The following is a 25,551-nucleotide window of genomic DNA, read 5'->3' on the forward strand; positions in this document are numbered from 1 at the left end:
CGCTTGTACCGTGAGTCACAAGGCGACCGGCTGCGGTTGTGCCGCCGCGGCAGTCTGTAATGTGCCACCGCTGCCATCTGTACATCGACGTACGCTCGGGAGAATCGATATGCGTCAACCCCGTGACCTGGTTGCGGAGGCCAGAGCCTGGTTCGAATCCTTCGCCAACCGTGAAGTGGCCGAGCCGGAGTTGACCACCCTGTCCGGACGGATGATCGACGCCATCGCCGCCGACGTGCCCGAGATCGGATCCGACGCCGCGCTTCGGCAGGAATTGCGGGTCGCGGTGCACGACGGCGTCGGCGCGTACTTCAGCCAGGGCCCGCACGAACGCCCCGGCGATATCCATCTACCCAACGCCGCCAAAGCCCTGGGGCGCGGACTGGCCCGGCGTGGCTATGACATCGCACTGCTGCAACGCTGCTACCGGACCCTGCAACGCATCAGCTGGGCCGAGATCATGACCTCCGCCTGCCGTGAGATCACCGATCCGGAGTTGTTGCCGGTGGTGCTGGATCTACAGTGGGATCACTTGAGCCGCACCATATCCGGTGCTACCGAGCGCGCTGAAATGGCCTTTCTGGACGAGACGCGGCGGCAAGCGAGCAGCGCGCTGACCCGCAGGCGCGAGCTCGTCGAGGCAATCCTGCACGAGGACAGGGTCGATATCGAGCGCAGCACACGGCAACTCGGGCACAACCTCTACATCCAGCAGACCGGCCTGATCATCTGGACTCTGGACCGCACCGAGGACGACGTCACGGCGATGCTGGAGACACTGGCCGTCGACATCGCGACCGCCCTCGGCGCTCCACGTCCGCTGATGCTGCCCGCCGGCGGCCGGATGCTCTGGGCCTGGCTGGCCACACCGGAAGTGCCTGACCTCCGGAAGATCGCTCACCTGAAGGCATTTCAGCAGCGTCAACCAATCGTTCAGTTGGCCGCCGGGGTCCCCGCGACCGGAGTGGAAGGATTCCGCGTCAGCCACCAGGAGGCCCTGCGGGCCTACCGGATCGCCGCAGAGACCGAGCCCGCGCCGGTCACCCTGTACCGCGATGTCGAACTCGTCAGCTGTCTGGCCGCCGACATCGCCGCGCTGTCGCGGTTGGTGCGCCGCGAACTGGGCGGCCTCGCAGAGCGGGGCGCGGCCACCGCACGGCTGCGCGACACCGCCCTGGTCTACCTCGAACAAGGCAGCATGGCCAAGGCCGCCGAATCACTGAACGTGCACAAGAACACAGTGCTCTACCGGATGCAGCAGGTCGAGGAATTACTGCCGCAGCCGCTCGACGAACACAGGATGGCCTTGGAGGTCGCTCTCCGGGTAGTGGCCACCCTCGGTGAACGGGTGCTCCCGGAGTGAAGACCGACCGGCTTCGGCACGAAAAGCCGGCGGCCGTCGATAGTCGGGGTGGGCACAAGTCGAGCAACAACGGCCTGTCCGCCGAGTGCACACGCGGACGCAAGATCCGGGTATCCCGAACTACTTTCGAGGCCGGACTACTGCGGCACCTGCGGCGGCGAGTTCGTGGTCGAGGGCGAACCTGAGAACCGGACCTCAGTTCAGATCGAGTTCACGGACCTCAGTTCACGTTGAGTTCACGACAGCAGAAAGGCCCGGCGAAAGCCGGGCCTGATCTGGTCGAACTCTGGTGCGCGATACTGGGATTGAACCAGTGACCTCTTCCGTGTCAGGGAAGCGCTCTCCCGCTGAGCTAATCGCGCCGACAAAATCCCCCGTGGAGCGGATGACGGGATTCGAACCCGCGACCCTCACCTTGGCAAGGTGATGCGCTACCAGCTGCGCTACATCCGCGTGCTCACCCGGCCTTGTGGGCCGATCGGCTTGCGGGACAGAACATTAGCCTATGGGTGGGTGGTTAATGCAAATCGCCAGGAAAACGGGGGATTTCGGGCGTGGCGGCGATGGTCAGTCGGTGGCGGGCCGGGGTTCGGTGGCGGGTGCGGCCTGGGCGCGGGAAAGGCGCACCGCCGCAACGCACATGACGACGACCGCCGCGGCGACGAAGGCGGTGCCGACGGGGCCCGAGCGTAGCCGCTCGTCGAGGACGGTCATGCCGAGGAAGGCCGCGCCCAGCGGTTCGGCCACGGTGAAGGCCGGCAGCGAGGCCGACAGTGGGCCGACCTGATAGCCGCGCTGTTGCACGTACAGGCCGAGCATGCCGCACGCGGCCAGGACGTAGAGCTCCCAACTGGTCAGTGCGGTGCCGATGCCGACCCGGAACAGCTCGGTGACATTATCGGTGAGAGCGGCGGAGATGCCGAACAGCAGACCCGCGGCCGTGCCCAGCAGCAAGGCTTGCAGGGTCGGCACCCGCACCGTGGTTGCCACCGCGATGCCCGCGACGATCACACCCAGCGTCAACCCCAGCGGCAGCATCCATCGATGCCAGGGCGCGTCGGCCACTCCTTCGGTCGGGTCCCCGACCACCAGGAAGCAGGCCAGCGCGATCGACAGCGCCGCCGCCTGCATCCACATCACCGCCGTCACCCGGCGACCGCTGTAGTGTGCGGCCAGCGGCAGCGCGAACACCAGCGCCGTCACCAGGATCGGCTGGACCACCAGCACCGAGCCCAGCGCCAGCGCCGCCACCTGGAACGCGAAACCGCCCGCGTCCCCGATCAAACCCGCCAGCCACCGCGGATTCCGAATCAACTTGGCGACCAGCGCATCCCCTTCGGGCACATCCGCTGCGGCGCGCTGCTGCGCCACCGCCGACACCGCGAACAAGATCGCACCTATGAACGCGCAGACCATCGATGCCACAGGTAGGTTTCCCACCCGGCCAGTCTGCCCGACCATCCCATGCTGGTCGGTCACCAGGGGCCCGCTACCAGCGGAATGCGAGGCGGTCGACGGTAGGGCAGCACCGTCAGCGGTCGATTTCCTCGGCCCAGGCTTGCAGGCCGGCCAGGAAGCCCCGGCGTTCCTCGGCGCCGAGCCGGGACATGGCACGCAGCAGGGCGTCGGAGCGGCGGTTGATGAAGGTGGCCACATCGTCGCGGCGGTCGTCGGGGAGCGACAGCAGGGTGCGGCGATTGTCGTCCGGGTCGTTGTGGCGCTGCAGCCAGCCGGCCCGATTCAGTTCTCCCGCGAGCTGACTCGCGTTGGTGAGGCTGATGCCGAGGCGACGGGCCAGCTCGCTCACGCTGATGCTGCCCGCGGCCAGCACCTGGGCCAGGACGGCGCCGTGGCGATTGCCCAGCCCATCCGCCTCGAAGGACGTGCGCAGGGACGAGGGCATATCGCCGTGGGCGCGGCGGAAATGCGTGGCGATGAGCGGCGCCAGCGCCTCGAGCCGCCGCTGTTCCTCGGCGCTCACCGGTGCGCCTGCGGTGTCCGCCGCTCGCGGTGAACGAGGCACGAACCCTCCGATCGATGTCGAACCGCCGTCTTGACAGAGTCAGGATACGGGTTCAAAAATCAGAACTGTTCAGAAATATGAACTATCTGCGCACCACTGACCTCTCGAAAGGCTCGCCCATGCGCACCCGCCTGCTCACCGCAGCCGCTCTGCTCATCACCGGATACCTGTGCGGCGCATTCGGTTACGGCTTGATCAATGTCGCCCAGGCATTCAAGACCGTCCCCCTGGACGTCCGCTTCACCTTCCACACCGCCCTCATGAAGGTCAACGGTCCCGTCATGCAATCGGCCATGGCGCTGGCCGCGCTGACCTCACTGCTGCTGGCCGTCTACAGCGGCGGCCTCGTGCGCCGTTTGGCCGCCACCTCGTTCGGCCTCGAGGTGACGAGCTTCGTCATCACGCGATTCGGCAACGTCCCCATCAATGGCAAGATCAAGCAGTGGGCGGTCGGCCCGGTCCCCGCCGACTACGCCCAGCTGCTGCACCGCTGGGAGCTGTTCCACATCGCCCGCACCACGACGGCACTGCTGGCCTTCGTGCTCATCGTCACCGTGGCGGTCTTCGCCCAGCCCGCACCATCGCGTCAGGCGGTTCTGGTGGCCCCCAACTGAATTCGGGCGGCCGGGGCGGCGCCGTGATAGAAGTACCGTCCCAGTCCGACGGAGAACACCAGCATCCCGTACAGCGCGTGCTCGACCGAGGCGGTGAACAGCGACTGCGTCCGCATGTACCGCGCGGCGAACAACCACCCGCCGACGCTGCTCGCCGCCACCGAGAACCAGCTTCCGAACACGATGTGCACGTAGCCGAATGCCGCGGCACTGGCCGCCACCATCGCCCGCCCGTCACCGAACACCGGCTGGTAGCGGTGGAACAGGAACGACCGGAAGATCAACTCTTGCGGATACACGCTCAGGGCGGGATACAGCACCATCACCGCCAGCCAGATGAGCGGATTCCGCCGCGGCAGATCGAACAGATCCTCCCGCCGCAGTGCCGCGGTCACGGCGGTCAATGCCACCGCGTTCGCCCCGGCGGTCACCGCCATCGACCGCGCCTGCTCCGGAAACGCCTCCGCCCGCCACAGCGACCCTCGATCGAATCCCTTCGACCGCCGCAGATAAACCGTCACCCCGGTCCCCAGCACCAGCAGCGCCGGAATCGGCGGCTTCCCCCGCAGTACCGCGTTGTAGAGGGTCGTCCCGCCGAAGAACAACGCCGCGTACTCGGCAGCCAGATAAACCGGCCGCCACCGCCGAATTCTCATGCGCTCCACCATAATTTCCCGCGCGTGAACGCGCTGATCAGAACCGATTCTCCCGATTCCTACTTCGCTGACGACATGTCTAGTTAGTCTGTGCAGTGTTAGCGAATCTGGATTGCTAGGACTTCTCGTGAGCTACTCACTCATCATCGGCAACGGCACGATCGTCGACGGGACCGGAGCGGAACCGTATCCGGCCGACCTCGCGGTGGAGAACGGACGGATAGCGGTGATCGCCGCGCCCGGGGCGCTCGCGAACGCGGTGGCGCAGAACCGGATCGACGCGACAGGGCTGCTGGTCACCCCGGGCTTCGTGGACATCCACACGCATTACGACGGGCAGATCACCTGGGACCCGCAGCTGACGCCGAGCTGCTGGCACGGCGTGACGACCGTGGTGATGGGGAACTGCGGAGTCGGGTTCGCCCCGGTCACCCCTGAGAAGCGGGAGTGGCTGATCGGGCTGATGGAGGGCGTCGAGGACATTCCGGGCGCGGCGCTGTCGACCGGAATCCGCTGGGACTGGCAGTCTTTCCCGCAATTCCTCGACGCGCTGGACCGGCTGCCGCTGGCCATCGATGTCGGCACGCAGGTGCCGCACGGCGCGGTGCGCGCGTATGTGATGGGGGAGCGGGGCGCGAAGAACGACCCGGCCTCGCCCGAGGACATCGCCATGATGGCCAAACTGGTGCGCGAGGGCATCGAGGCCGGGGCACTGGGCTTTTCGACCTCCCGCACGATCGTGCACCGCGCCATCGACGGCGAACCCGTGCCCGGCACGTTCGCGGCCGAGGAGGAGCTGTTCGGCATCGGCCAGGCGCTGGCCGACGCGGGCGCGGGCGTCTTCGAACTCGCCCCCGCCGGCATCATGGGCGAAGATCTCGCCGCCCCGGATCGCGAACTGGCCTGGATGCTGCGCCTCGCCGAACAGACCGGCCGCACAGTCAGTTTCGGTCTCCTGCAGCACGACGGCGCACCCGACGACTGGAAACGCCTGCTGGACGCGGCCGCCGCCGCCTTCGACTCCGGAATCCCGGTGCGCCCACAGGTTTCCGCACGGCCACTGGGCCTGCTGATCGGCCTGCAGACCTTCAACCCGTTCTCGTTCCGGCCCTCCTACCAGGCCGCGGTCGAGCGCGCGGGCCAGAACCTGGACGCTCTCGTCGCCGAACTCCGCGATCCCGCGCTGCGCGAGACGATCCTGACCGAGGCCGATCTCCCCGACAATCCGATGGCCTTCATCAGCATGGGACTCGACCGCACATTCACCCTCGGCGACCCGCCCGACTACGAACCGGACCCGGAAACCAGCCTGGCCGGCGACGCCGCCCACGCGGGTGTCGAACCGTTTCACTACATCTACGACCAGCTGCTCTCCCGCGACGGCCGGGCACTGTTCTACCGACCGCTGCTCAACTACTCCCGCTTCACGCAGGATCCGATCCGTGAGATGCTCCTGCATCCGGCCACCGCGGTGGGTCTCGGCGACGGCGGCGCGCACGTCGGCGCGATCTGCGACGCCTCCAACACCACCTACCTGCTCACCCACTGGGCGCGCGATCGTGCGCGGGGCGAACGCATTCCGCTGCCCCTGGCGATCCGGAAGATGACCTACGACACCGCCCAGATGTACGGCCTGGACGACCGCGGCGTCATCGCCGTCGGTAAGAAGGCCGACCTCAATGTGATCGACTTCGAGGCGCTGCGCCTGCTGCCGCCCGCCATGGCCTACGACCTGCCCGGTGGTGCTCGCCGATTGCTACAGCGCGCCGAAGGCTACCGCGCGACCATCGTCTCCGGCGAGGTCGTGCTCCGCGACGGCGAGGACACCGGCGCCCGGCCAGGAGCCCTCATCCGTTCCCAGCGTTCACACTGATTGCCGGACGTGACCGCCGCGTTCACCTTCGGCGACGGGTGAACGCCCTACATCGAGCCCAGGACTGCAGCAAGTAGGTGATATCGGCCATGATGCCGGTGATCGTCGCCGGTCAGCTCAGCTGGACCACGGCGGTGGCGCGGCCGAATACCTTGCGGCCCTCGTGCATTGCGGAGATCGCGACCGCGGCGGTGCCGGCCACCGGATCGATCGACTTGACCTTGCCGGTGAATTCGATCGCGGTCGGCCCCTCGCTGCCCACGTAGACCGGATTGCTCATGCGCACACTCAGCTGCTTCAGCGCGCCCGGATCACCCAGCCAGGACGTGACGAAGGCGCCGGCATAGGCCATGGTGAGCATGCCGTGCGCGACCACGCCGCGCTCCAGACCCACCATGCGGGCGGCGTCGGGGTGCCAATGGATGGGATTCGCATCGCCCGCCACCCCCGCGTAGCGGACCAGATCGCCGATGGTGAGAAAGACTGTGCGACTGGGCAACTCATCGCATTCGCGGAGCGAGCCGACCGCCCGCGAGTGGGTACTCCGGTACGTGGCCGGCGTGGCGATCCAATCGACGAGCTCGACCCGTTCGGGCGAATGCCGCACGAACGTGTCCAGGCCGCGGTGCACCAGCGCCTCGATCCGCTGTGCCACCTCCGCGGTCTGTGCCGATCGTTCCGACCGCGAGATCATGCTGGTCGTCCCCGTGACCACCGCCTCGCCCCGCTGATCGGTGACGACATTCTCGAACACCAGCATGTCTCCGCCGAACGCCTGCCGGAACGACTGCAGCACCACATTGCTGGTCAATCGATCCCCGACCACAACCGGCCGATGGAATTCCAGCACCTGATCCGTGTGCACCGAAGCCCGCAGGTCATAACCCATCAGCAGCTCGCTCACCCCGTGCAGCACCGGGCCGCCCAGCAGCGCCACGAATGTCGGCGAAGCCGGCAAGGCCGAATACCCCAGCGCGGCTGCGACCTCGTCATCCCAATGCGCCGCATGCTCGTCCTGAACCGCTGCCGCGAACTCCAGCACCTTCTCGCGCCCGACCTCGTAATACCCGTCCAGCCGGAAGCGCCGCCCCGCCATCTCCCGCGCGTGTTCGACCGCATCGAACCCGTCTCGGGTATCCACGCCGACCCCGGCGTCCATTACCCCACCTCCTCCACCAACCGAAGCGAACATCTCGAGTCATCGATGTAGGGCAACAGCCGTGTGGTCCAGCGAACCCCGGGTCGATCGAACGTGGGTCGAGCGAAACCTGTAACGGCGTGACAAGGCAGAGTAACCAACTCGAGCCCATTTCTGTCGCAGCGACCCCGAAGCGGACAAAGACCCCCGAGTGAATAGACAGCTCGGTGACGGTGGGGATCCCGAGTCGATGCTCAGCGAGGGAAGCGGGCCTCCGACCGATCACCACGACCGGAATCCGCACGGCAGCGGCCCATGAAGCGAATCGGCCGCAGGCACCACAGGATCGGCGTGATCGAATAGGGCCATGCTGTTCCGCCAGCTCGAGTATTTCGTCGCGCTCGCGCGGGAGCGTCATTTCGCGCGGGCCGCGGCCGCCTGCTACGTGTCGCAACCGGCGTTGTCGGAGGCGATACGCAAACTGGAGAACGAATTGAAGGTGCCGCTCGTGAAGCGCGGCCGCACCTTCGAGGGGCTGACTCCCGAGGGGGAGCGGCTGGTGCTGTGGGCGCGCCGCATCCTGGCCGACCACGACGCGCTCAAACAGGAGGTCACCGCGCTCCGGACCGGTCTGTCCGGCGAGCTGCGGCTGGGTGTCATCCCCGCCTCCGCCGCGACCATCGCGCTGCTCACCGACCCGTTCTGCGCCGCGCATCCGCTGGTGCGGGTCCACGTGGAGACCAGCCTGGCCTCCGCGGACATCGTCGATCGGTTGCGCCGGTTCGAACTCGACGCGGGCGTCATCTACCCCGACGGGCAGGACACCTCCGGACTGACCGTCACGGCCCTGTACCGCGAAGAGCAGGTGCTGCTCGTCGGCGCCGACCTGGTCGCCGAGCGGACGAGCCCGCTCGACTGGATCGACATCGTGGAATTGCCGCTGTGCCTGCTGAATCCCGGAATGCGAGGCCGCCAGCTGGTCGACTCCGCCCTTGCCGCCCGGAATCTGGTCGCGCACCCGCGCCTCGAAACCGACTCGGTCGCAACCCTTTTCGCGCATGTCGCCACCGGTCGCTGGGCCACGGTCATCCCCTCGACGTGGCTGCGCACCACGCCGCCACCCGCCGGAGCCCGAGTCGTGCCCCTGCGAGACCCTGCAGTCGGCTCGATGATCGCGCTGGTCATCCAGTCCGACGAACCGGTCTCTACGCTGGCCCGGGCCCTGATCGAAACCGCCCGCGCCGCGCGCCCCGATATCGTCGAGCACGAGCCCACAGACCGCCCACCCACCCAGCGTGGTCCTGAAGCGAGTTGACCTTCGGGGAGTGCGGTGGTCACGAAGTGCGCTGATTGCCGGGCTGTGCACCGCCGTGCCGAGATGCGGTGGTCGCCGGGCCGGGTCGACCGGCGTTGATCGGCGTTGTTTATCGGGGGATAAGAATTGCCGTTTGAACTGGGCATTCATGATCGACGACAATGGGTTGGCGGACGAATACCCGCGGATCGGTGTCCCCTCCGTTGTCGGATCGTGAGCGTCGGTCCGCTCGTCCGTCACCACCTCGCGCGAACTCCGGCTCACACCGTCGGTGGGCGTGCCGTATTGCTATGCCCGGTGGCGCCATTGTCACCGGCGGGCGATGCGGAGCTGCTCGTACGACGATCGGAGACCGGCTGTGCACCTGATACGCGGACTGACACGCGAACTGCTGGTGGTCGGTCCCCGCGGCGACGACCACCACCATGCGGTGCGCGTCGCGTCCGGGCTGGCGATCCCGGGCACCGTGCTGGTGCTGACGGGCCGGACGGATCTGCTGGTGTTCGCGGTATTCGGCTCCTTCGTCGGCATGTACGGGCGTGGCCGCACCCGCCGGTCACGGCTACGGCACCAGCTGCTCGCAGCCGCACTGATCGGTGCGGGCGCGGCGATCGGCGTCCTGCTGGCGGCGATCCATGCCCGTCCGGTGCTCCTGGTCGCCGTCGAGACCGGATTCGCCGCTGCCGGTTCATTGTTCGCCGACCGCGCCGGACTGCGGCCCGGCGGGCCCTTCTTCGGATTGTTCGCGCTCGGCGCGCTGGCGTCGGTTCCCGCGTGTGCGGCCGCACCATTGCCGGGACTGTCGCTGTTCGCCGCCACCGCGGTGCTCTGCGTCCTGCTCGGGACGCTCCACGCCGACACCGTCGCGCCGACCGCAGAAGCCCGGGCATTCGAGCTGGGGGAGTCGGCGCGCCACGCCGGCCGCTATGTCCTCGCGGTCGCTCTCGCCGGTGCGGTCGGGGTGGGGTGGGGTGTGGCCCATGCCAATTGGGCGATGGCCGCCGCTGCGGTACCCCTGGCGGCCGGGAATGCGCGCGGCCGCGTCCTGCGCGGAATGCACCGCGTACTCGGGACTTTCGTCGGCCTGGCTGCCACCGCGGTCCTGCTGTTGCCGCATCTGCCCGCGGCTCTGCTCGGCGTGCTGGTCTTGCTGCTGCTGTTTCCCACCGAACTGTTCATGGCCCGCAATTACGCTCTCGCACTGGGCTTCTTCACCCCGCTGATCATGGTGATGACCGACCTCGCCGCGCCCGCCGACCCGGTTCGGCTACTGCTCGACCGGGGAACGGACACCATCCTCGGGGTCGGCGTCGGTATCTGCGTAGCCATCGCCACCCGGCCGCGGACGACTGCCGGGCCGTCGCAGCCCGAGCTCCCGGCCGAGGATTGGAGCGGCGTCGCGCCGGGGCCCACACCTCGCCCGTGAGCCGAGTGTCGAAAGCTCTGTATTCACGACGCCCGGTCAGCGACCCGAGGCCTCGACCCGTACATTGACGTTCTTCATGATCGGCTGGTCGCTCTGGGTGCTGTAGTCGCCGATCGCGCACAGCACATTCATCTCCGGCATGTACCCGGCCGCGCAACCCCGCGGAATGTCATAGGGAATGACCTTGTAGCCGCTCAGCTTCCGCGTGCTGCCGTCTCGGGCGATGCTGGTGATGTCGACCTCGTCGAACTCGCCGAGCCCACGCTCGCGCATATCGTCGGTGTTCATGAAGATCAGGGTGCGCAGATTCTTGATGCCCCGGTAGCGATCGTTGTCCGAATAGATGGTGGTGTTCCACTGGTCGTGCGAGCGCATGGTCGCCAGCGTCAGCACGTCCGCGTTCTGTGCCAGTTGCGGCAGCGGGGCCGCGGAGAACTCCGCGCGCCCCGATGGCGTGCGGAAGACGAGTTCGCGTGCGGGCTGGCGGATCCGGAAGCCGAGCGGCAACCGCACCCGGCGGTTGAAGTCCTCGAATCCGTCCAGGACGGCGGCCATGGTGTCGCGGATGCGGTCGTAGTCGCCGACGTAGTCCTGCCAGGGGGTGCGGCTGTCGGGCAGCGCGGCCCGCGCGATCCCGGCGATGATCGCCGGCTCGGAGAGCAGATGCGGGGACGCGGGCTTCTTCATGCCGGTCGACAGATGCACCATGCTCATCGAGTCCTCCACCGAGCTGGACTGGATCCCGTTGCGCTGCATGTCCTTCTCGGTGCGGCCCAGGCAGGGGAGGATGAGCGCACGGCGTCCGTGCACCAGATGGCTGCGATTGAGTTTGGTGCTGACGTGAACCGTCAACTCGCAGTTGCGCAATGCCTCGAAGGTGTAGGCGGTGTCCGGCGCGGCGAGCGCGAAGTTCCCGCCCATCCCGATGAACACCTTCACCCGCCCGGCCGTCATCGCCTCGATGGTGGCGACCGTGTCCAGGCCGTGTGCACGCGGCGGCTCGATGCCGCACACCTGGCCGAGCCGGTGCAGGAACGCCTCGGTGGGCCGATGGTCGATGCCGCAGGTGCGATTGCCCTGCACATTGCTGTGCCCGCGCACCGGTGACGGACCCGCACCCTCGCGGCCCAGATTGCCGCGGAGCAGCAGCAGGTTCACGATCTCGCGCACCGTGTCGACGCCGTGCTCGTGCTGCGTGACTCCCAGACACCAGCTGACGATGGTGCGGTCGGCGGCACGATAGATGTCCACCGCCGCGCGGATTCGCGCTTCGCTGACTCCGGACAGCTGTTCGATCTCGGCCCACGAGGTGGCCTCGCAGACCGCGCGATAGGCGTCGAACCCGCTGGTGTAGCGGTCGATGAATTCGTGGTCCAGCGCCTTCGGATCCGACTTCGATTGCTCCAGAACGGCTTTGGCCATTCCCCGGAGCAGGGCCATGTCGCCGCCGATGCGAGGCTGCAGGTTCAGGTTGCTGGTCGGCGTCGCCCGGAAGGTGGCCATCGCGAGGAATTCGTGCGGGATGATCGCCTTGCGCGCCGCGGCCTCGACCAGCGGGTTGATGTGCACGATCCGCGCGCCCCGCTTGTGGGCCTCGACCAGCGCCGTCAGCATGCGCGGCGCGTTCGAGGCCGCGTTGACCCCCAGGATGAACAGCGCGTCCGCCGCTTCCCAATCCTTCAGATCGACTGTGCCCTTGCCGGTTCCGAGCGAGGCCTGCAATGCGCGGCCACTGGCTTCGTGGCACATGTTCGAGCAGTCCGGCAGATTGTTGGTGCCGAGCTCCCGCGCGAGCAGCTGATACAGGAACGTGGCCTCGTTGCCGAGCCGGCCGGAGGTGTAGAACGCCGCCCGATTCGGGTCGTCCAGCTCCCGCAGCGCGCGCCCGGCCATCTCGAACGCGTCTGCCCAGGAGATAGGGACGTAGCGGTCGGTATCGGGGTCGTAGCTCATCGGTTCCGTCAGGCGGCCCTGATTCTCCAGGTCGAACTCGCTCCACCCCGACAGTTCCGTGACGGTATGGGCGGCAAAGAATTCCCGCCCGACACGCTTGTGGGTCATCTCCCAGGTGACGTGCTTGATGCCGTTCTCGCAGATGTCGAGATGCAGGCCCTTCATGTCGTCGGGCCATGCGCACCCGGGACAGTCGAAGCCGCCGTTCTCGTGGTTCATCTTCAGGATCGCGCGCGGCCCGATGATGGGCTCGCCCTCGCGGGCCAGGAGACCGGTCACGCTCTTGGCCGCACCCCAGCCGGCCGCGGGGTGATGGTAGGGGTGGAAAACGGGTTCGTGCTCGTCGCTCTCGCCGACGCTCTCGGGTGAAACCGTGGCCATCACGTATCCCTTCGACGATCCGATGATCCGACCGGGCCGGGCCCGAAACTGTCCTCATCCTCGCCACTGCTCGCCGATGACGTCCAAGACGCATCAACAGACAAACGATAGATCTCGCCGATCACCGCGCGCGGGCGCCCCACCGATTTTGCTCGAGACAGCAGAAAGGCCCGGCGTGAGCCGGGCCTGATCTGTATGAAACATGGTGCGCGATACTGGGATTGAACCAGTGACCTCTTCCGTGTCAGGGAAGCGCTCTCCCGCTGAGCTAATCGCGCGGGTCTTCTGCTCTTCATAAAAGAAGAGGCGGCGACGGGAATCGAACCCGTGTGCACGGCTTTGCAGGCCGTTGCCTCACCACTCGGCCACACCGCCAAGCAGGCCGTGTTGGCCTCTCGAGCGGATGACGGGATTCGAACCCGCGACCCTCACCTTGGCAAGGTGATGCGCTACCAGCTGCGCTACATCCGCATTTCGTCCCGGGCGCCTTTCGGCTGTCCCGCTGACGAGAGAGAACATTAGCCGACGATCTGCGCAGGTAACAAATCGCCTGGTAGGAGGGGGTAAATCTGAACTACAGGCATGTAGTTCCGCCGGTCGTCCGAGGCGGGGAGAACCGGGTGGGCGTGAATCGCGGTCCATCCCACCGTGCCCAGGCGACGGGTCCGTGTCGCCTCGGCAACGCGCCGGTGAAGCCTCACCCACCACACCACCCTCAGAAACCTCAGTTTTACGCTGTTGTGCACGCGATTTGGTGTGACAGCAACCGGGTGTGTAATCTTCATTCTCGTTCGAGCGGCACCGCAAACGCCGGTCCGAACAGTCGCCTCGGCGACAACCCGCGGTTCTATAGCTCAGCGGGAGAGCACTCGCCTCACACGCGAGGGGTCGCTGGTTCGATCCCAGCTAGAACCACCATAAGGGGCTTATTCCAACCGGCGTCCGCTCGCTGGTTCGAGTAAGCCCCTTTCAGCATGTCGAGGCCGATGCGGTGCACGAGCAGCTCATGCGACGTGAGGTGATCGGGGATCTGCTGGCACGCGAACCGGACACGCGTGCATCGATAGTTTTCGGTATCCGCGCCACGAATCTGCTCGAGGACCGGTTTCGCCACCACTGTGCAGGGCGAGGGCCGCAGCCGCTCAGAATGCCGCGTGATTGGGGCGCTGGTGCATCGCGGCGAGGCGGGCCGGGATCGGGAGCCGTCATGCCGCGGCCTCGGACAACGGCGTCTACTGAAAGTTCCTTTTGAACCAGTCGACCAATTCCTGTTCGGACTTGGGACGGTTGTAGGGGGAATCGGGCGGGTCGGATAGGAAGCCGATGACGATATCGGCGCTCTGATCCACAGCGAGGAGCGAGGGAAAGGGCTGCCCGGTCGATCGATCGGTGGCGCAGGTGAACCGGCCGACCGTCGTGCCCTTTCGAATCCACGATTGGTCGGGAACCGTCGCATCGTCGCACGCGTGGCCGTCGAGCAGGATCCTGAAGAAATCGAAAACCCGGCTCGCGGCCGCATGGTCGGGTGACTGCGAGAAAGCTGCAAACGGTACACCGGACTCGTTGCCGAAGCAGAAAGCGGCGGCGGTCACATTGTTGGAGGGGGGTTCGACGTGTCGGCAGTACCGTGGGTTGTAGGCGGCGGGGAGTTTGGCGAGCAGCACGTGGTCGGCCGGAGTGTAGAAGTCAGGGTCCGCCGGAGTGGTCTTGAAAAGCGAATTCCCGTCTCCCTTGTCGCGCACCTGATAGGCCAATGCGGCGCTGCCGCCGGCCGACTCGTCGAAGAAGAAAACCGCTATGACGAAGGCCGCCTCGTCTGTTTGGATCAGCGCCGGTGTCGGTGGTGTCGTCGTCGCACTCGTGAAGCAGGCCATCCGCCCGACCTCCCTGCCGGCCTTTGTCGCGGGGCCGTCGGGGCCGGGTGGATCACCCGGACAGCTGCTGGCGTGGAGATCGCGGCTGACGCGGCGGTAGGTCAGGTGTAGTGCATCGGCATTGGGAAACAGATGGAAATCGCCGTTGGCCGAACGGATTTCGGCAATCCCGTCGCATGTGAGATGGGCTTTGTCCCCGTAGGTCCCCGGGTTCTGGTGATGACAGGTGCTGCGGCTGTACGGCGGGGGCAGGATTTTCAGCAGGGTGACATCGTCATCGGTGAATTCGGCTTTCGCCGGCCCTGTCCTCGGTGGTGCGGACTTGTGGAGCAGCGGCCAGGCGCCGACGGCCGCGGCGGCCACGACCGCGACCGCGGCAGCGGCGATCCAGAGGTGGCGTGGTCGGCGCCTGCCCGCCGGCACGGCCCCGGCCTCGGGTGTGGAGGTCGCCACCGGTGTGCGACGCGTCATGGTGGGCTCGCCGTCGACTGTGACGGTGGGACTGCCGTCTTCGGCGTCGCTGGGCGAGGATGCCAGTGCGGCGCGGGCGGCGGCGGCAAGTTCGCCGGCGCCGGTATAGCGCTGATCGGCTGGCTTCGCCATGCCGCGAGCAACGACAGCGTCGATCGCGACCGGTACTCCCGGTGCGCGGGTGCTCGGTCGGGGTGGAGGTTCGAATATGTGTGCGTGCATGACAGCGGCGTCGCTGCCGTCGTTCGGGTAGGGGCGGGTGCCGGTCAGGCATTCGTGCAATACGCACGCCAGGGCATACACGTCGACAGCCGCCGTGGTCGGGCCGGATTGGAAACGCTCGGGTGCCATGTAGTTGAACGACCCGATCGCCGAACCGGTCTTGGTCAGGCGTTCGTCGGTGTTCGTGTTGGCCAGGCCGAAGTCGACCAGATAGGCGAACCCGTCGTGGGTGAGCAGGATGTTGTCGGGCTTGACGTCGCGGTGGATCAGGCCTTCGTGGTGTGCGGCGTCGAGCGCGGCGGCGATCTGGCCGATCACCGCGATCGCTTGCTCGGGTGGCAGGGGGCCGGCGGTTCTCAGCACGGTGCCCAGGCTTTCGCCGCGCACCAGCCGCATGTCAATGTAGAGCAGCCCGTCGATCTCGCCGTAGTCATGGATAGGGATGACGTGAGGCTCCTGCAGCACTGCGGCGATGTGGGATTCGCGCCGGAACCGGGCCCGATAGACCGGGTCGTCGGCCAGTTGTTCGGGCAGCACTTTCAAGGCAACTACCCGGCCCTTGGTGGTATCGAGCGCCTCGAACACTCTGCCCATTCCGCCGGAACCGATCAACCGCCGCAGCCGATACTTCCCGAACGTCGACCCGGGCGTCAGCGGTAGCCGTGGGCTATTCACGCCCGCCCCGTATGTATTGCAGGTGACCTGCGCAGGTCGGTTGCTGCGGCACCGTGCCGGGCGCGATCGGGCATGTGCCCGGCTCCCAGGATCGTCCGATCGGATATCGCATCACCGCACCGACTTCCGGAATTCCCGCCGACGAGGGGCACCGACACGAAGCCTCGCAATCAAGGATGTCACGATTCACTGCACCCGGCGACGCTGCGGACAACCTGTCCAGCAAACCAAACGCGACCTCGCTGTCAACGCCGAGATGCGGCTGCCCTGCCCGAGCGTGTCGGGCGGTTGTCACCGGACAAGCCGTGCAGGCACCTCGCCGTCGTCGAAATGCACTGCGCTGGGCACGAATACGGCCTCGGCACCGGCGGCTCGGACTGTATCGAGGAGTTTCGGAAGCAGGCCGGCACGACATGTTCGAGTACGGTGTCGAGCCTCCGCTGATGGTGTTCGAAAGGTTCATGCACGCGTGCTTAGACGCTGTCCGCGACGGCGCCGTGCGACCTGGGGCTCGGGCACTGCGGGCCCGATCGTGACGTGTGCGAGCAACCCCGGTAGGTCGATGCCCAGATGCCGGGTGACCTCACACAGCGCGTTGTCGAGTGCCGTCCGCATGGACCCCGGCTGGGGGTGCAGCCGGACAATGGTGTCCGCGTGGCGGATTTCGACGCGGCAGACCTTGTCACCGTGGGCGCACCCGGCGACCGGCCGCGGTGCACCGATAACGACATGGGCCTCACCGCCGCGGCGGCTGACCCGGCCGGTGATGAACATCTGCACTCCAGCACTTCCCCTCGAGCGACTATTTCCACCTTGACGGTCCAATTGCTGCTCAGGCCGGGTGGATAGGAAGAGCCTGCGGGCCGATCCACCCGGCCGTCGAGCACGGTGCACCGCTCGGAGTCGGCGAAGCGGGGCACCTTTTCCGGAGCCGTCCACTGTGACCCCGGCCGGATGATCCGAAGTGAGAATGCGGCGCGATAACCCGCCCGGATTCCCGCCATGCTCCACGATCGGCTCACCCGCACCGAACCGTATCGAGATCCTGCGCTGGAGCGGCCCGAATGCCGCGGTGGTGGCACGAATCGAGAGTGCCCAGGCACGGAAGGTCAGCGATATCTCGGAATTAACTACGCGATTGAGATCCTTGACGCCTTCATCGCCCGTCTGCACCTCCTCCTGGACACACCCGCAGTCGCACGCCCTGTCGCAGTCGCGCCCTCGGCCGGTGGCCGGCACCGGCTCGCAGAGCCCAACGGGCCGAGTGCCGATGTACTGCAGCCCACCTCGCCTACGTGGCTGAAACCCGGGGGTTCCGGGCTATTGAGAGGCATGCGCAGGCAGGGTCAATCCGTATGCGCCGATTGCGGATTGGAGATCCTGCACGCAGGTCGTATGCGCTGATCAGGAATTTCACGGCGGTGACGACTTCGCCCTGAAGTCGAGGTGAGCCGTAGGCGGCCGCGTCGAGGACGGCGCGAGTGAGGACGCTGGCGGCCTCGAGCGTCCGGGTCGTGAACTTGCTGCGCACGCGGGCGGACCGAAACGTCACCCGCGAACGCGACTCGCCGAGGTCGGGGCTCCAGCTTCGGGAGGCCAGGACGGTGTGAATGCGTCCGCGGGTGCGGTTTTGGCGGTGGCCTATCCGTGCCAGGCCGTGCTCGAGGCGGTTCGATCCTCGTATGACAGCACACATTCCGCGATTACCGACCGCTGCGGTCGGCAGGCCGGGATCCAGCCGGTGTATGCGGTGTGGTCAGGTTCTCCAAATCCTTCGAACGGTTCCACGGGCCGTCTATCGGGTGTCAGTTCCCGATTGTCCGTGGTGGTGCGCTGAGTGCATGCACCGCACCGAGAGATGCGCCTATGCCGGCACCGATGGCAGCAATTGGAACCTCCATGAGGGCCGCACCGTAAGCAGCTCCTACGGGAACCGCCGCAAGGCCGATCGGCGCAAATGGCAGGCCGATTGCCGTGCCCATCATGCCGCCGACGACCCCACCGAACAGCCCGAAGGGGCTCGCCGCCACTGCCCCTGCCGTTACGCCGACCGCAGCGCCGCCAATGATTTCTCCTGCGACGCGGTCGGACCGGCTGCGCTCCATTCCGATCGAGTCGAGGAAGGTCGCCGTGGCCGCCTCGGCTTGGGCGGCGCCATCGTTCAGCTGGATTGCCTGCTCACGATTCAGCCACTCCGGTGAATCGACTTGCACGTCACCGAAGCGCAATTTGCCGGGCGGGGGCGCAATTGGCGGCACCGGGGCTACCGGCACGGGCGCATGCAACTCTCCCAAGGGAGCGAGGTACTTGTTCTCCGGCATCGGCCGCGCCCACTGCAGCGAACTCAGCGTGTCATCTGGAATCCGAAGCCCCTGGTACGGATGCACATTGGGTGCTTCAGCCGCGGGCCACTGCACCGGCTGGTCGGATCGAGGCTGTTCGCCCTGGAGCCGGTCAGGCTGCGATCCTTCAGGCTGAGTCTGGCCGGGCCGAGACGGGTCGGCCAGACGCTGGTCCTGTTGAGACTGGTCGGACTGCGACACTTCGGTGCTCTCAGTGGGCGCGGCGTTCGCGGGCTCGGTTCCCGCCAGCCCCAACGTCACCGGAACTACTCCCACGACGGCCAACGACGCCAATTTGTATCGGGGCTGGTGGGGGGCTCTATGTTTGCCCGTGCTCATAGATCGCCTTTCATATGGAAAGAGAATTTCAGCTACTACGTCACAACTGCCGGTGGCGAGTGTAATTCTCTCGCGTACGTTTTAATTCGACCTCGAGTCAAGCCTCGGTAACCTGCGAGCGTTCGGCGCGGACAGCCGAAACGCCTGTATGGAATACTTACATCCGCTCTGTACTATAGAAGTTCGGATAAAATCAACTGGACCTGCCGATGAACAATTGCAGCATTGATCGCGTCGTGTCGCAGATGGCTTGGAGCATGGCTGGATCAACACCGCTATCATCTTCTCCGTCTGTGTGAGTCGACACCCCCGCAGATCATGCCCGCGAACCGCGCGGTATGCGGCAACCGCTGAAATCGTGGCCGTAAGCGACGCACGGACGGGAACCGACCGGAAATCTATCCACCGCGGACTCGGACGTCAAGCATTGTCACATGCTGGCGTGTCACGTGGCTTATTCGTGCAAAACGGGCAAAATGTAAATATTGGTCAGGGTGCACGCCAGGGGTGATTCGGCCAGGGGTGCCACCACACGATTGTGGAGTTCAAAGACACCGCGAAGACCTCATGCAATTCTGTTCCAGCCAGAATCTGATCTTGACATCTTTGTACGAGAAGTCCATTCGAATCCAGAAGGTCGCAAATTTGAGCCAGACGGTTGTTTTTGATCGTTCGGTGGCCCAATCGTCGGCTTGTCGATCTGCGTAGATACCGGAGTTCGCTGGTGCTCGCGGGTGCCAGGTGAGCTGTTCGCTGCCACGGCCGGCGGTGGCGACCCCTCTGCTGCCCCGTCGTTCATCGGCAATCGTTCATCGGCATCGGGCGACGGAAGGGTAATACTGTAGCGAGTTCACTAGACCACCGGGAATCGTCGAGTGCGTTCAGCTCTTTCACGGATTCGGACCGTACCCGCCCCGACGTCTCGGATCTCGCCGAGCAATAGCAACACCCATCGCAGATCACCGTGATGGCTGGCGGGTAGCTCTGGCGCTTCCGTAGGCGCGCCGACATCAGATCTGCGACCGGCTGCGTTCTCGCTGTCACCCACGTGCTGCCGTTCCTCCGGTCCATCCGCGCACGTCGCCACGCCCGCGTGTTAGCACCCTCAGGATTCATAGCAGATGACTCTAGCTGTTCTGTCGTGGCTGGCCATGGATTTGCAGGATTAAGTCAAGCCAAATCCTTGAAATTCCCGGCGGGTCTCGTGGGTCAGGCCGACTGGGGAGTCCAGCCGCCGACCCGGCGCTCTGCGGCTGAATCTCGAGGCGGCGGCCGGTGCAATCTCGATGCGAATCCGACCAAGCCGGGTTGTTTCGATCGAATTGTCCGATTGCGGACCGTCCTCAAAGCGGCAATCAGGACGGATTACCTGGAATATTTGTAGGTTCCAACACGTACGTGCGCCGAAGCGGACCAACGGCCATCCCGTCGACGCAGTACGATGGCCGTCAGCGTTTGCCACCCATCATGACCCAGCCGAATAACAGGCCTAGAAGCGTCCAGATGGAAATCACCTCGGCGAGGATCACAATGCTCATGAGATCACGGCTTTCATCGAGCGGCCTCCGAACATGGGCGAAGCTGTCCAGGGGATATGTCGACGTCTCCGACGGTGAGTCATTCGGTAGTCGCATCGGAATCCTTTTCCGCATGAAGTGCCCTTTGGCGTATTTCGACGGATCCAAGCGCACCACCGTGCTGAACTCACGAAAGGTCGCTGCACACCAGCACATTGCGTGCCAGGTCCTCCAGACTCCGTCTAGCGCGCACCGCTGACCAGGGGTCTTTGGCGAACAGTCCCGGATAGCGTTCGCAGTAGGCAATGAAGGTAGATCTTTCGGTAACCCAGACAACCCGGAAATCGTTGAATGTTACGTGCTCGGCGTACACTGCGCTCCGTCCATGCAATCGGCACCTAAGACTTGCCCAAAACACTTACTCTCGAGTTGACATGCGAATCAGTGGAACAGCCGGTAACGGCCGGCTCGGATGAATTGGTTGCCGACTCGCGATTCGAGCCTCGGCCACCACTCTCTCATCGCGACAGTCCAACGCCTCCCAAGTCCAACGCCTCCCGATCGGTGAACATGTTCCCCCCGAGCGGTGGTGTCGGGGATAGACGACACCACCGCTACGTTGCGGAGCACAGAAGGGCGTTCGTTCCACAACATCGGGATCCGCCTGAGGGGGATAGCGGATCATTCGCCACATTACAGCTATTGGGCGATAATTGATGGATAAAGAGGAAAGGTTTCCTGTTTGCCGGATTGGTGACCGTCTCTATCCGGACGAAACGCCCGCAGCCTCGGTCTTGGGATTCCGGCAAACGTGCCAGTCGCCCTGCGTCCGGGATGGATCGACAAGTGTCAAACCCATTCCATTGTGTTAGCTGGACGATGGCCATATTGCTGCGCGGCCTCGATGAACCGGCTTCACCGGCCCCGGTGATCGCGAGGAGTGCGTTGAACACGGCGGCGGCCGGCTCCAGCAGCGCCTCGCGAGACTTCGGATCGGCCGGGACGCGCGGATCGTCGGCACCCTATGTCCAATGTTCGGACTTTGTCCGTTTTGCACGAACAATCCATGTGACACGCCAGTCATGTGGCAGTGCTTGACGTCCTGGTCCACGGTGGTTAGGTTTCCGGTCGGTTCCCATCCGTGCATCGCGCGGTGACGGAACACCGCGCAGTTCGCAGGCATGATCTGCGGCAAGTATCGACTCGCGCGGACAGAGATGACGATGGTTTGATCTAGTCATCCCTGGTGCGTACATGCCATGTACGCGCCAGGGATGATTGTCTTGCTCCTGACCACCTGCTACACGACGCAATCGATGCTGCAATTGTGAGGCGAGAATGAGCACTAACCCATTCGATGACGAAGACGGCAGGTTCTCCGTTCTGATCAACGACGAAGACCAGTATTGCCTGTGGCCAAGCTTTGCCGATATCCCGAGCGGGTGGCATCGAGCGTTCGGTGAGGACAGCCGAAAAGCTTGCATGGAATACATCGATAAGAATTGGACTGATATGCGTCCGAAATCCCTGAGACAGTCGATATCCGCCGATGCCGCAGCAGCTCAGGTCGCCGAGGCTTGACCTGAGGTCGAATTAGCGCATACGTGCGATAAGACGATAGCGCCATGGCAGTCGGCGCAGACCACGAGAGTCTCGCGCCGCCGATTCGCCACAGTCATGCCCTCGTTCTGGTGATGAAGCGGGATCAAGGCATGGCCGATCGGCGCAAGCAGTTCTTGGGCGTCCGTATCCGCCCGGCGTGCCGTTCGAATCTCTTGCACAACTCATCAGAAGTCGACAGAGAGGTCTTTCATGGCAGGACAGCATCTCGCTCGCTCGACCAGGCGGTTCGGGCGTGCTGGATCACTACTGGTCCTCGCGACGGTTCCATTGTCGGTGGCGTTGTTCGAGATCCCCGCGGCGTCGGCGGATGCGACCAATTCTCCAACGGCGACCAGTCGCAACGATATGAGCGGGAAGCGGTCCGTTCCTGACGGCCGCCTCGCCCCGGTCGACCCGTCCAGTCTGCACCTGCCAACGGCTCTCGCCCCGCCCGTCGCGCCGATCCAGGCTCCGGACGGGACCATTCGCATCGGCTCAGTTTCGGTCGGACGGCCGGACTGGGTCGACCCTGGGTTCACCGACGGGATCAACGACTCCTACGGGCAGACGGAGGCCATGCTGGCCCAGGGATTCGACTCGGTCGGATTCGCGCCGACGCGGTCGGACCGCATGGCCGCCGACGCTCTCGCCGGTGCACTTGCAGGCAATGTGGTGGCGGGGATAGTTTCCAGCCCGTTGACCTCCACCGGTGCGATGGTCGGTGCCGTCGCCGGTTTCATTGCCGGTATTCCCTTCCTCCCGGCGGGCTTGGTGGTCGTACCGGTCATCGGCGCTGCCATCGGTGCCGCAGTGTTCGCGATCCCTGCGGCCGTGGTCGGTTCCGCGGTCGGGGCGGGGGTGGGTGCCCTTGTAGGTGCGCTGGAACCCGCGACACCGAACCTGCCCGCCGATCAGCCGCCGCTGCAGGCCTAGGTCCACCAGAAGGGCCTCATCTTCACCAATTCAGGGTGAAGATGAGGCCCTTTTCGGCTTTCGGCGGCGTTGGTCCAAGGCTGAGCCGTGGGCGCTGATTCGGCCGAGCGGATCGTCGCCGCGGGCGGCGTCGGCGGGCTATGGTCGGGTATCGCAAGTAGGCGGTGACGTCCCTGCAACCTTCCGGGAGGCAGGCATATCGGCATGAGCCAGTCGCCGGCGGGCTCGCGGGTAGGCACGACATTCGGGCACTACCAGCTGAAAAGGCTGCTCGGGCTCGGTGGTGTGGGGGACGTCTACGAGGCGTATGACACGGTCAAAGACCGCACGGTTGCGCTCGAGCTGGTGTCTGGAGACCTGGCCGCCGATTCCCGCTACCGGGAGCAATTTCGCCGCGAATCACGTCTCGCGGCACGTTTGCAGGAACCGCATATCGTCCCGATTCACGACTTCGGCGAGATCGACGGATTGCTCTACATCGATCGGCGGTTGGTTCGCGGTGACGACCTCGGAACGCTGATCGCCCGGCACGGCCCGATGGATGCTGTCACCGCGGTGGCCGTGGTCGGTCAGGTTGCGGCGGCACTGGACGCAGCGCATGCCGATGGGCTGATCCACGGCGACGTCGAGCCCGCCAATATCCTTGTCGGCGACGACGACTTCGCCTATCTGGTCGACTTCGGTATCGGCCGCTCGGTCGCTCGTTCCGGATCGACCGACAGGGACACCCGGGCAGGAGTCTCTGGCAACGAGGCTCCAGAAGTCTTGCAGGACAATGAGATCACCGGCCGAGCTGACATCTATTCACTGGCGTGTGTTCTCCACGAATGCCTCACCGGCACCCGCCCGTACTCCAGTGGCAGTGCGGAGGCGGGGATCAGTGACGATCTGTTCGAACCGATTCCGCGTCCCAGCGTTGTGCATCCGGGAACTCCTGCGGCGTTCGATAGAACGGCCAGATTCAGGACACCAGTTTCGACGGCCTTTTCGGACCGGTCGCCGAGTACACCCTCAGCGGGCTGGACGGCCTGTCGCCGGGCGTCTACGACATCCACATCGTGTGCGGTGACGACAACGACGTGACCACCTTCGACCAGTACATCTACGGCGTCGAGGTCACCGGCTCCGACTCCGGGTGGAACTACGACAACCCGGACAACAGTCTCTCGCCCGACGATCAGGGGCTGGATGGCATCCCGTTCGACGGTGTCGGCGGCGCCGACGGCGTGTAGTCGTCGCCACGCAGAATCGTCGACGTACCTCCGGCCGGCGAGTGAGCGGGGGCGCTGCACCGATGCAGGCGCCCCCGGTTCGCTGCTCGGCGAGGGATAATCGACTTGATCATGCGGGTGCGGCCCAGCGGCAATCCTCGGAGCGGACAGAGCATGCCCAGCGAACGTCTTCGATTCCGGCTCCTCGGCCCGTTGCGGATGACGATCGACGGGATCGAGCAGGGGCTCGGCGGGCCCCGGCAGCGCGCCGTGCTCGCGATGCTGGTCATCAACCGCCGCCGAGCGGTCTCGGTGGAGGCGCTCGCGCAGGCGGCCTGGGGCGAGGAACTCCCGTCGGACATCCGGGCCGGCATACAGGTGGTGATCTCCACCCTGCGGAAGTTGTTGCGCGACGCCGGAATCGATCCCCGAGCCGTCCTCGCCACGGTCGCACCGGGGTACCGGCTCACCATCGACGACCGGTCCTGCGATCTGGGTCGATTCCTGGCCGAGAAGACGCTCGGTCTTCGATCGATGGCCGATCGACGCTTCGATGAGGCGACCGACCATTTCACCGCAGCCCTCGACGAATGGCATGGCCCGGCGCTCGCCGACCTGCGTGAGCTGTCCTTCGCGGACTCGTTCGCCACCGCGCTGGAGGAAGAACGGCTGATCGCCCTCACCGCCCGCGCGGAAGCGGAGATCGCCCGGGGCCGGGCGCAGGAGATCACGCCGGAACTGATGACCCTGGCCGCCGAGCACCCGCTGCGCGAACCCCTCTGGTGCCAGCTGATCTCGGCGCTCTATCTGTGCGGGTGTCAGTCCGATGCGCTGGGCGCCTGCCGGCAGCTGAGCAGCGCGCTCGCGGACGAGCTGGGCATCGATCCGAGCCGCCAGCTACAGGAGCTCGAGGGCCGGATACTGCGGCAGGAGCCGCTGCCCGCGCAGGAGGCCGCGGCCGCGACCGCCGCGGTGGCGGTCACGATCATCGACGAGCGTTCGCCGTCGGCAACCGCCCAGCTTCGCGACGACACCGGGAAGATCATCCGCCTCGGGTCCACAGCGCTGTGCATCGGACGTCTGCCGGACAACGACCTGGTGCTCTCGCACGGCAAGGTCAGCCGCCATCACGCGGTCATCGTGGACACCGGCCTGAGCTTCGTGATCCGCGACCTGCGATCGTCCAACGGGGTGTTCGTGCACGGTGAGCGGATCAGCGACAGCGCCGTGCTGTCCGATGGTGACGAAATCCGGATCGGCACCAGCGATTTCGTCTTCGAGCTGGTGGAATAGCCGGTCCATCGGAGATCTCCGATGGACCGGCCATCGTCAAACGGCAGTGCTAGTGGTGCTGCAGTTTCCGCTTCATCTCCTTGGTTCGGTCCTCCATGTCCGACCGCGCCCGCTGGCCTTCTCGCTTCATGCCGTCGCCCACCCGGTCCATATCGCGCTTGGCGTCGTCGGCCAAACGGTCCACGTCACGTTCCATGCGCTGGCCCTGGTCCTTCATGCCCTGCTTGGCCTTGTTTGCCGTCTGGCTGGGTTTTCGGCCCTTGCGATCAGACATTTCAACCTCCGCATTGGTAGGTTCCGTCCGAACTATGAGATCGGACGCGGATGACA

20 protein-coding genes and 6 tRNA genes are annotated in these 25,551 nt (G+C 65.7%); 12 read left to right on the forward strand and 14 right to left on the reverse strand.

Features of this window, described 5'->3' with window-relative positions; all coding sequences use genetic code 11:
* The first annotated feature begins 109 nt into the window (after window positions 1-109).
* Window positions 110-1,363, forward strand: a complete 1,254-nt coding sequence (locus ACFXIV_RS01430; protein ID WP_379395492.1) for a PucR family transcriptional regulator — start codon at window positions 110-112, stop codon at window positions 1,361-1,363.
* 287 nt (window positions 1,364-1,650) lie between these two features.
* Here ACFXIV_RS01430 and ACFXIV_RS01435 read toward each other — a convergent pair.
* The 4 genes from ACFXIV_RS01435 to ACFXIV_RS01450 form a co-directional block, all read right to left on the reverse strand.
* Window positions 1,651-1,725, reverse strand: a tRNA-Val gene (locus ACFXIV_RS01435).
* 15 nt (window positions 1,726-1,740) lie between these two features.
* A tRNA-Gly gene (locus ACFXIV_RS01440) sits at window positions 1,741-1,816 on the reverse strand.
* A 114-nt stretch (window positions 1,817-1,930) separates the two neighbouring features.
* On the reverse strand, window positions 1,931-2,803 hold the full coding sequence (locus ACFXIV_RS01445; RefSeq protein WP_379395490.1) for a DMT family transporter: 873 nt from the start codon (window positions 2,801-2,803) through the stop codon (window positions 1,931-1,933).
* Between the two features lie 91 nt (window positions 2,804-2,894).
* Window positions 2,895-3,344, reverse strand: a complete 450-nt coding sequence (locus ACFXIV_RS01450; protein ID WP_379395488.1) for a MarR family winged helix-turn-helix transcriptional regulator — start codon at window positions 3,342-3,344, stop codon at window positions 2,895-2,897.
* Window positions 3,345-3,463: 119 nt separating this feature from the next.
* Between ACFXIV_RS01450 and ACFXIV_RS01455 the strand changes: the two genes are divergently transcribed.
* Entirely contained in the window at window positions 3,464-4,000 is a 537-nt protein-coding gene (locus tag ACFXIV_RS01455) for a DUF1772 domain-containing protein (RefSeq protein ID WP_379395486.1), read from the forward strand.
* Here ACFXIV_RS01455 and ACFXIV_RS01460 read toward each other — a convergent pair.
* On the reverse strand, window positions 3,973-4,656 hold the full coding sequence (locus ACFXIV_RS01460) for a CPBP family intramembrane glutamic endopeptidase (RefSeq protein WP_379395484.1): 684 nt from the start codon (window positions 4,654-4,656) through the stop codon (window positions 3,973-3,975). The genes ACFXIV_RS01455 and ACFXIV_RS01460 overlap by 28 nt on opposite strands.
* Window positions 4,657-4,783: 127 nt before the next feature.
* Here ACFXIV_RS01460 and ACFXIV_RS01465 point away from each other — a divergent pair, with 127 nt between their 5' ends.
* Entirely contained in the window at window positions 4,784-6,529 is a 1,746-nt protein-coding gene (locus tag ACFXIV_RS01465; protein ID WP_379395482.1) for an amidohydrolase family protein, read from the forward strand.
* 112 nt (window positions 6,530-6,641) lie between these two features.
* On the opposite strand, the gene ACFXIV_RS01470 is transcribed toward ACFXIV_RS01465, so the two are convergent.
* Window positions 6,642-7,688 carry a fused (3R)-hydroxyacyl-ACP dehydratase subunits HadA/HadB gene (locus tag ACFXIV_RS01470; protein ID WP_379395480.1) on the reverse strand — a complete coding sequence of 349 codons (1,047 nt, stop codon included), beginning with the start codon at window positions 7,686-7,688 and terminating at the stop codon, window positions 6,642-6,644.
* A gap of 346 nt (window positions 7,689-8,034) precedes the next feature.
* Here ACFXIV_RS01470 and ACFXIV_RS01475 point away from each other — a divergent pair, with 346 nt between their 5' ends.
* Entirely contained in the window at window positions 8,035-8,982 is a 948-nt protein-coding gene (locus ACFXIV_RS01475; RefSeq protein WP_379395478.1) for a LysR family transcriptional regulator, read from the forward strand.
* Between the two features lie 358 nt (window positions 8,983-9,340).
* A complete protein-coding gene (locus ACFXIV_RS01480; RefSeq protein WP_379395476.1) occupies window positions 9,341-10,408 on the forward strand; it encodes an FUSC family protein in 1,068 nt (355 codons plus the stop codon).
* 36 nt (window positions 10,409-10,444) lie between these two features.
* Here ACFXIV_RS01480 and ACFXIV_RS01485 read toward each other — a convergent pair whose 3' ends face one another.
* From ACFXIV_RS01485 to ACFXIV_RS01500, 4 genes are all read right to left on the reverse strand, one after another.
* Window positions 10,445-12,742, reverse strand: coding sequence for an FdhF/YdeP family oxidoreductase (locus ACFXIV_RS01485; RefSeq protein WP_379395474.1), 2,298 nt, complete (start codon window positions 12,740-12,742; stop codon window positions 10,445-10,447).
* A gap of 203 nt (window positions 12,743-12,945) precedes the next feature.
* Window positions 12,946-13,020, reverse strand: a tRNA-Val gene (locus tag ACFXIV_RS01490).
* 26 nt (window positions 13,021-13,046) lie between these two features.
* A tRNA-Cys gene (locus ACFXIV_RS01495) sits at window positions 13,047-13,117 on the reverse strand.
* A gap of 23 nt (window positions 13,118-13,140) precedes the next feature.
* Window positions 13,141-13,213, reverse strand: a tRNA-Gly gene (locus ACFXIV_RS01500).
* Between the two features lie 372 nt (window positions 13,214-13,585).
* Here ACFXIV_RS01500 and ACFXIV_RS01505 point away from each other — a divergent pair.
* Window positions 13,586-13,660 (forward strand) — tRNA-Val (locus ACFXIV_RS01505).
* Window positions 13,661-13,691: 31 nt separating this feature from the next.
* Window positions 13,692-13,994 carry an iron-containing redox enzyme family protein gene (locus tag ACFXIV_RS01510; protein ID WP_379421213.1) on the forward strand — a complete coding sequence of 101 codons (303 nt, stop codon included), beginning with the start codon at window positions 13,692-13,694 and terminating at the stop codon, window positions 13,992-13,994.
* On the opposite strand, the gene ACFXIV_RS01515 is transcribed toward ACFXIV_RS01510, so the two are convergent.
* From ACFXIV_RS01515 to ACFXIV_RS01525, 3 genes are all read right to left on the reverse strand, one after another.
* Window positions 13,975-15,984, reverse strand: coding sequence for a serine/threonine-protein kinase (locus ACFXIV_RS01515; protein ID WP_379395472.1), 2,010 nt, complete (start codon window positions 15,982-15,984; stop codon window positions 13,975-13,977). The two genes, ACFXIV_RS01510 and ACFXIV_RS01515, sit on opposite strands and share 20 nt — an antisense overlap.
* 459 nt (window positions 15,985-16,443) lie before the next feature.
* Window positions 16,444-16,758, reverse strand: coding sequence for a hypothetical protein (locus tag ACFXIV_RS01520; RefSeq protein WP_379395470.1), 315 nt, complete (start codon window positions 16,756-16,758; stop codon window positions 16,444-16,446).
* 1,031 nt (window positions 16,759-17,789) lie between these two features.
* A complete protein-coding gene (locus ACFXIV_RS01525) occupies window positions 17,790-18,587 on the reverse strand; it encodes a hypothetical protein (RefSeq protein WP_379395468.1) in 798 nt (265 codons plus the stop codon).
* 2,933 nt (window positions 18,588-21,520) lie between these two features.
* On the opposite strand from ACFXIV_RS01525, the gene ACFXIV_RS01530 reads away from it, so the two are divergent.
* The 5 genes from ACFXIV_RS01530 (at window position 21,521) to ACFXIV_RS01550 (ending at window position 25,221) form a co-directional block, all read left to right on the forward strand.
* Complete coding sequence (locus ACFXIV_RS01530) at window positions 21,521-21,763, forward strand: MbtH family protein (protein ID WP_379395466.1); 243 nt, start codon at window positions 21,521-21,523, stop codon at window positions 21,761-21,763.
* Window positions 21,764-22,150: 387 nt separating this feature from the next.
* On the forward strand, window positions 22,151-22,717 hold the full coding sequence (locus tag ACFXIV_RS01535; protein WP_379395464.1) for a hypothetical protein: 567 nt from the start codon (window positions 22,151-22,153) through the stop codon (window positions 22,715-22,717).
* A gap of 204 nt (window positions 22,718-22,921) precedes the next feature.
* Window positions 22,922-23,800 (forward strand): serine/threonine-protein kinase, encoded by an 879-nt coding sequence (locus tag ACFXIV_RS01540; protein WP_379395462.1) that lies wholly within the window; start codon window positions 22,922-22,924, stop codon window positions 23,798-23,800.
* On the forward strand, window positions 23,797-23,949 hold the full coding sequence (locus tag ACFXIV_RS01545) for a hypothetical protein (RefSeq protein ID WP_379395460.1): 153 nt from the start codon (window positions 23,797-23,799) through the stop codon (window positions 23,947-23,949). The genes ACFXIV_RS01540 and ACFXIV_RS01545 overlap by 4 nt, the downstream gene beginning before the upstream one ends.
* 153 nt (window positions 23,950-24,102) lie before the next feature.
* Entirely contained in the window at window positions 24,103-25,221 is a 1,119-nt protein-coding gene (locus ACFXIV_RS01550) for a BTAD domain-containing putative transcriptional regulator (RefSeq protein WP_379395458.1), read from the forward strand.
* 49 nt (window positions 25,222-25,270) lie between these two features.
* Here the strand turns inward: ACFXIV_RS01550 and ACFXIV_RS01555 are convergent, their stop codons facing one another.
* Window positions 25,271-25,495: a hypothetical protein gene (locus tag ACFXIV_RS01555; protein ID WP_379395456.1), complete on the reverse strand. Its 225-nt coding sequence runs from the start codon at window positions 25,493-25,495 to the stop codon at window positions 25,271-25,273.
* Window positions 25,496-25,551 lie beyond the last annotated feature (56 nt).

This window comes from Nocardia sp. NPDC059236 (genome assembly GCF_042754085.1).
Lineage (GTDB): Bacteria > Actinomycetota > Actinomycetes > Mycobacteriales > Mycobacteriaceae > Nocardia.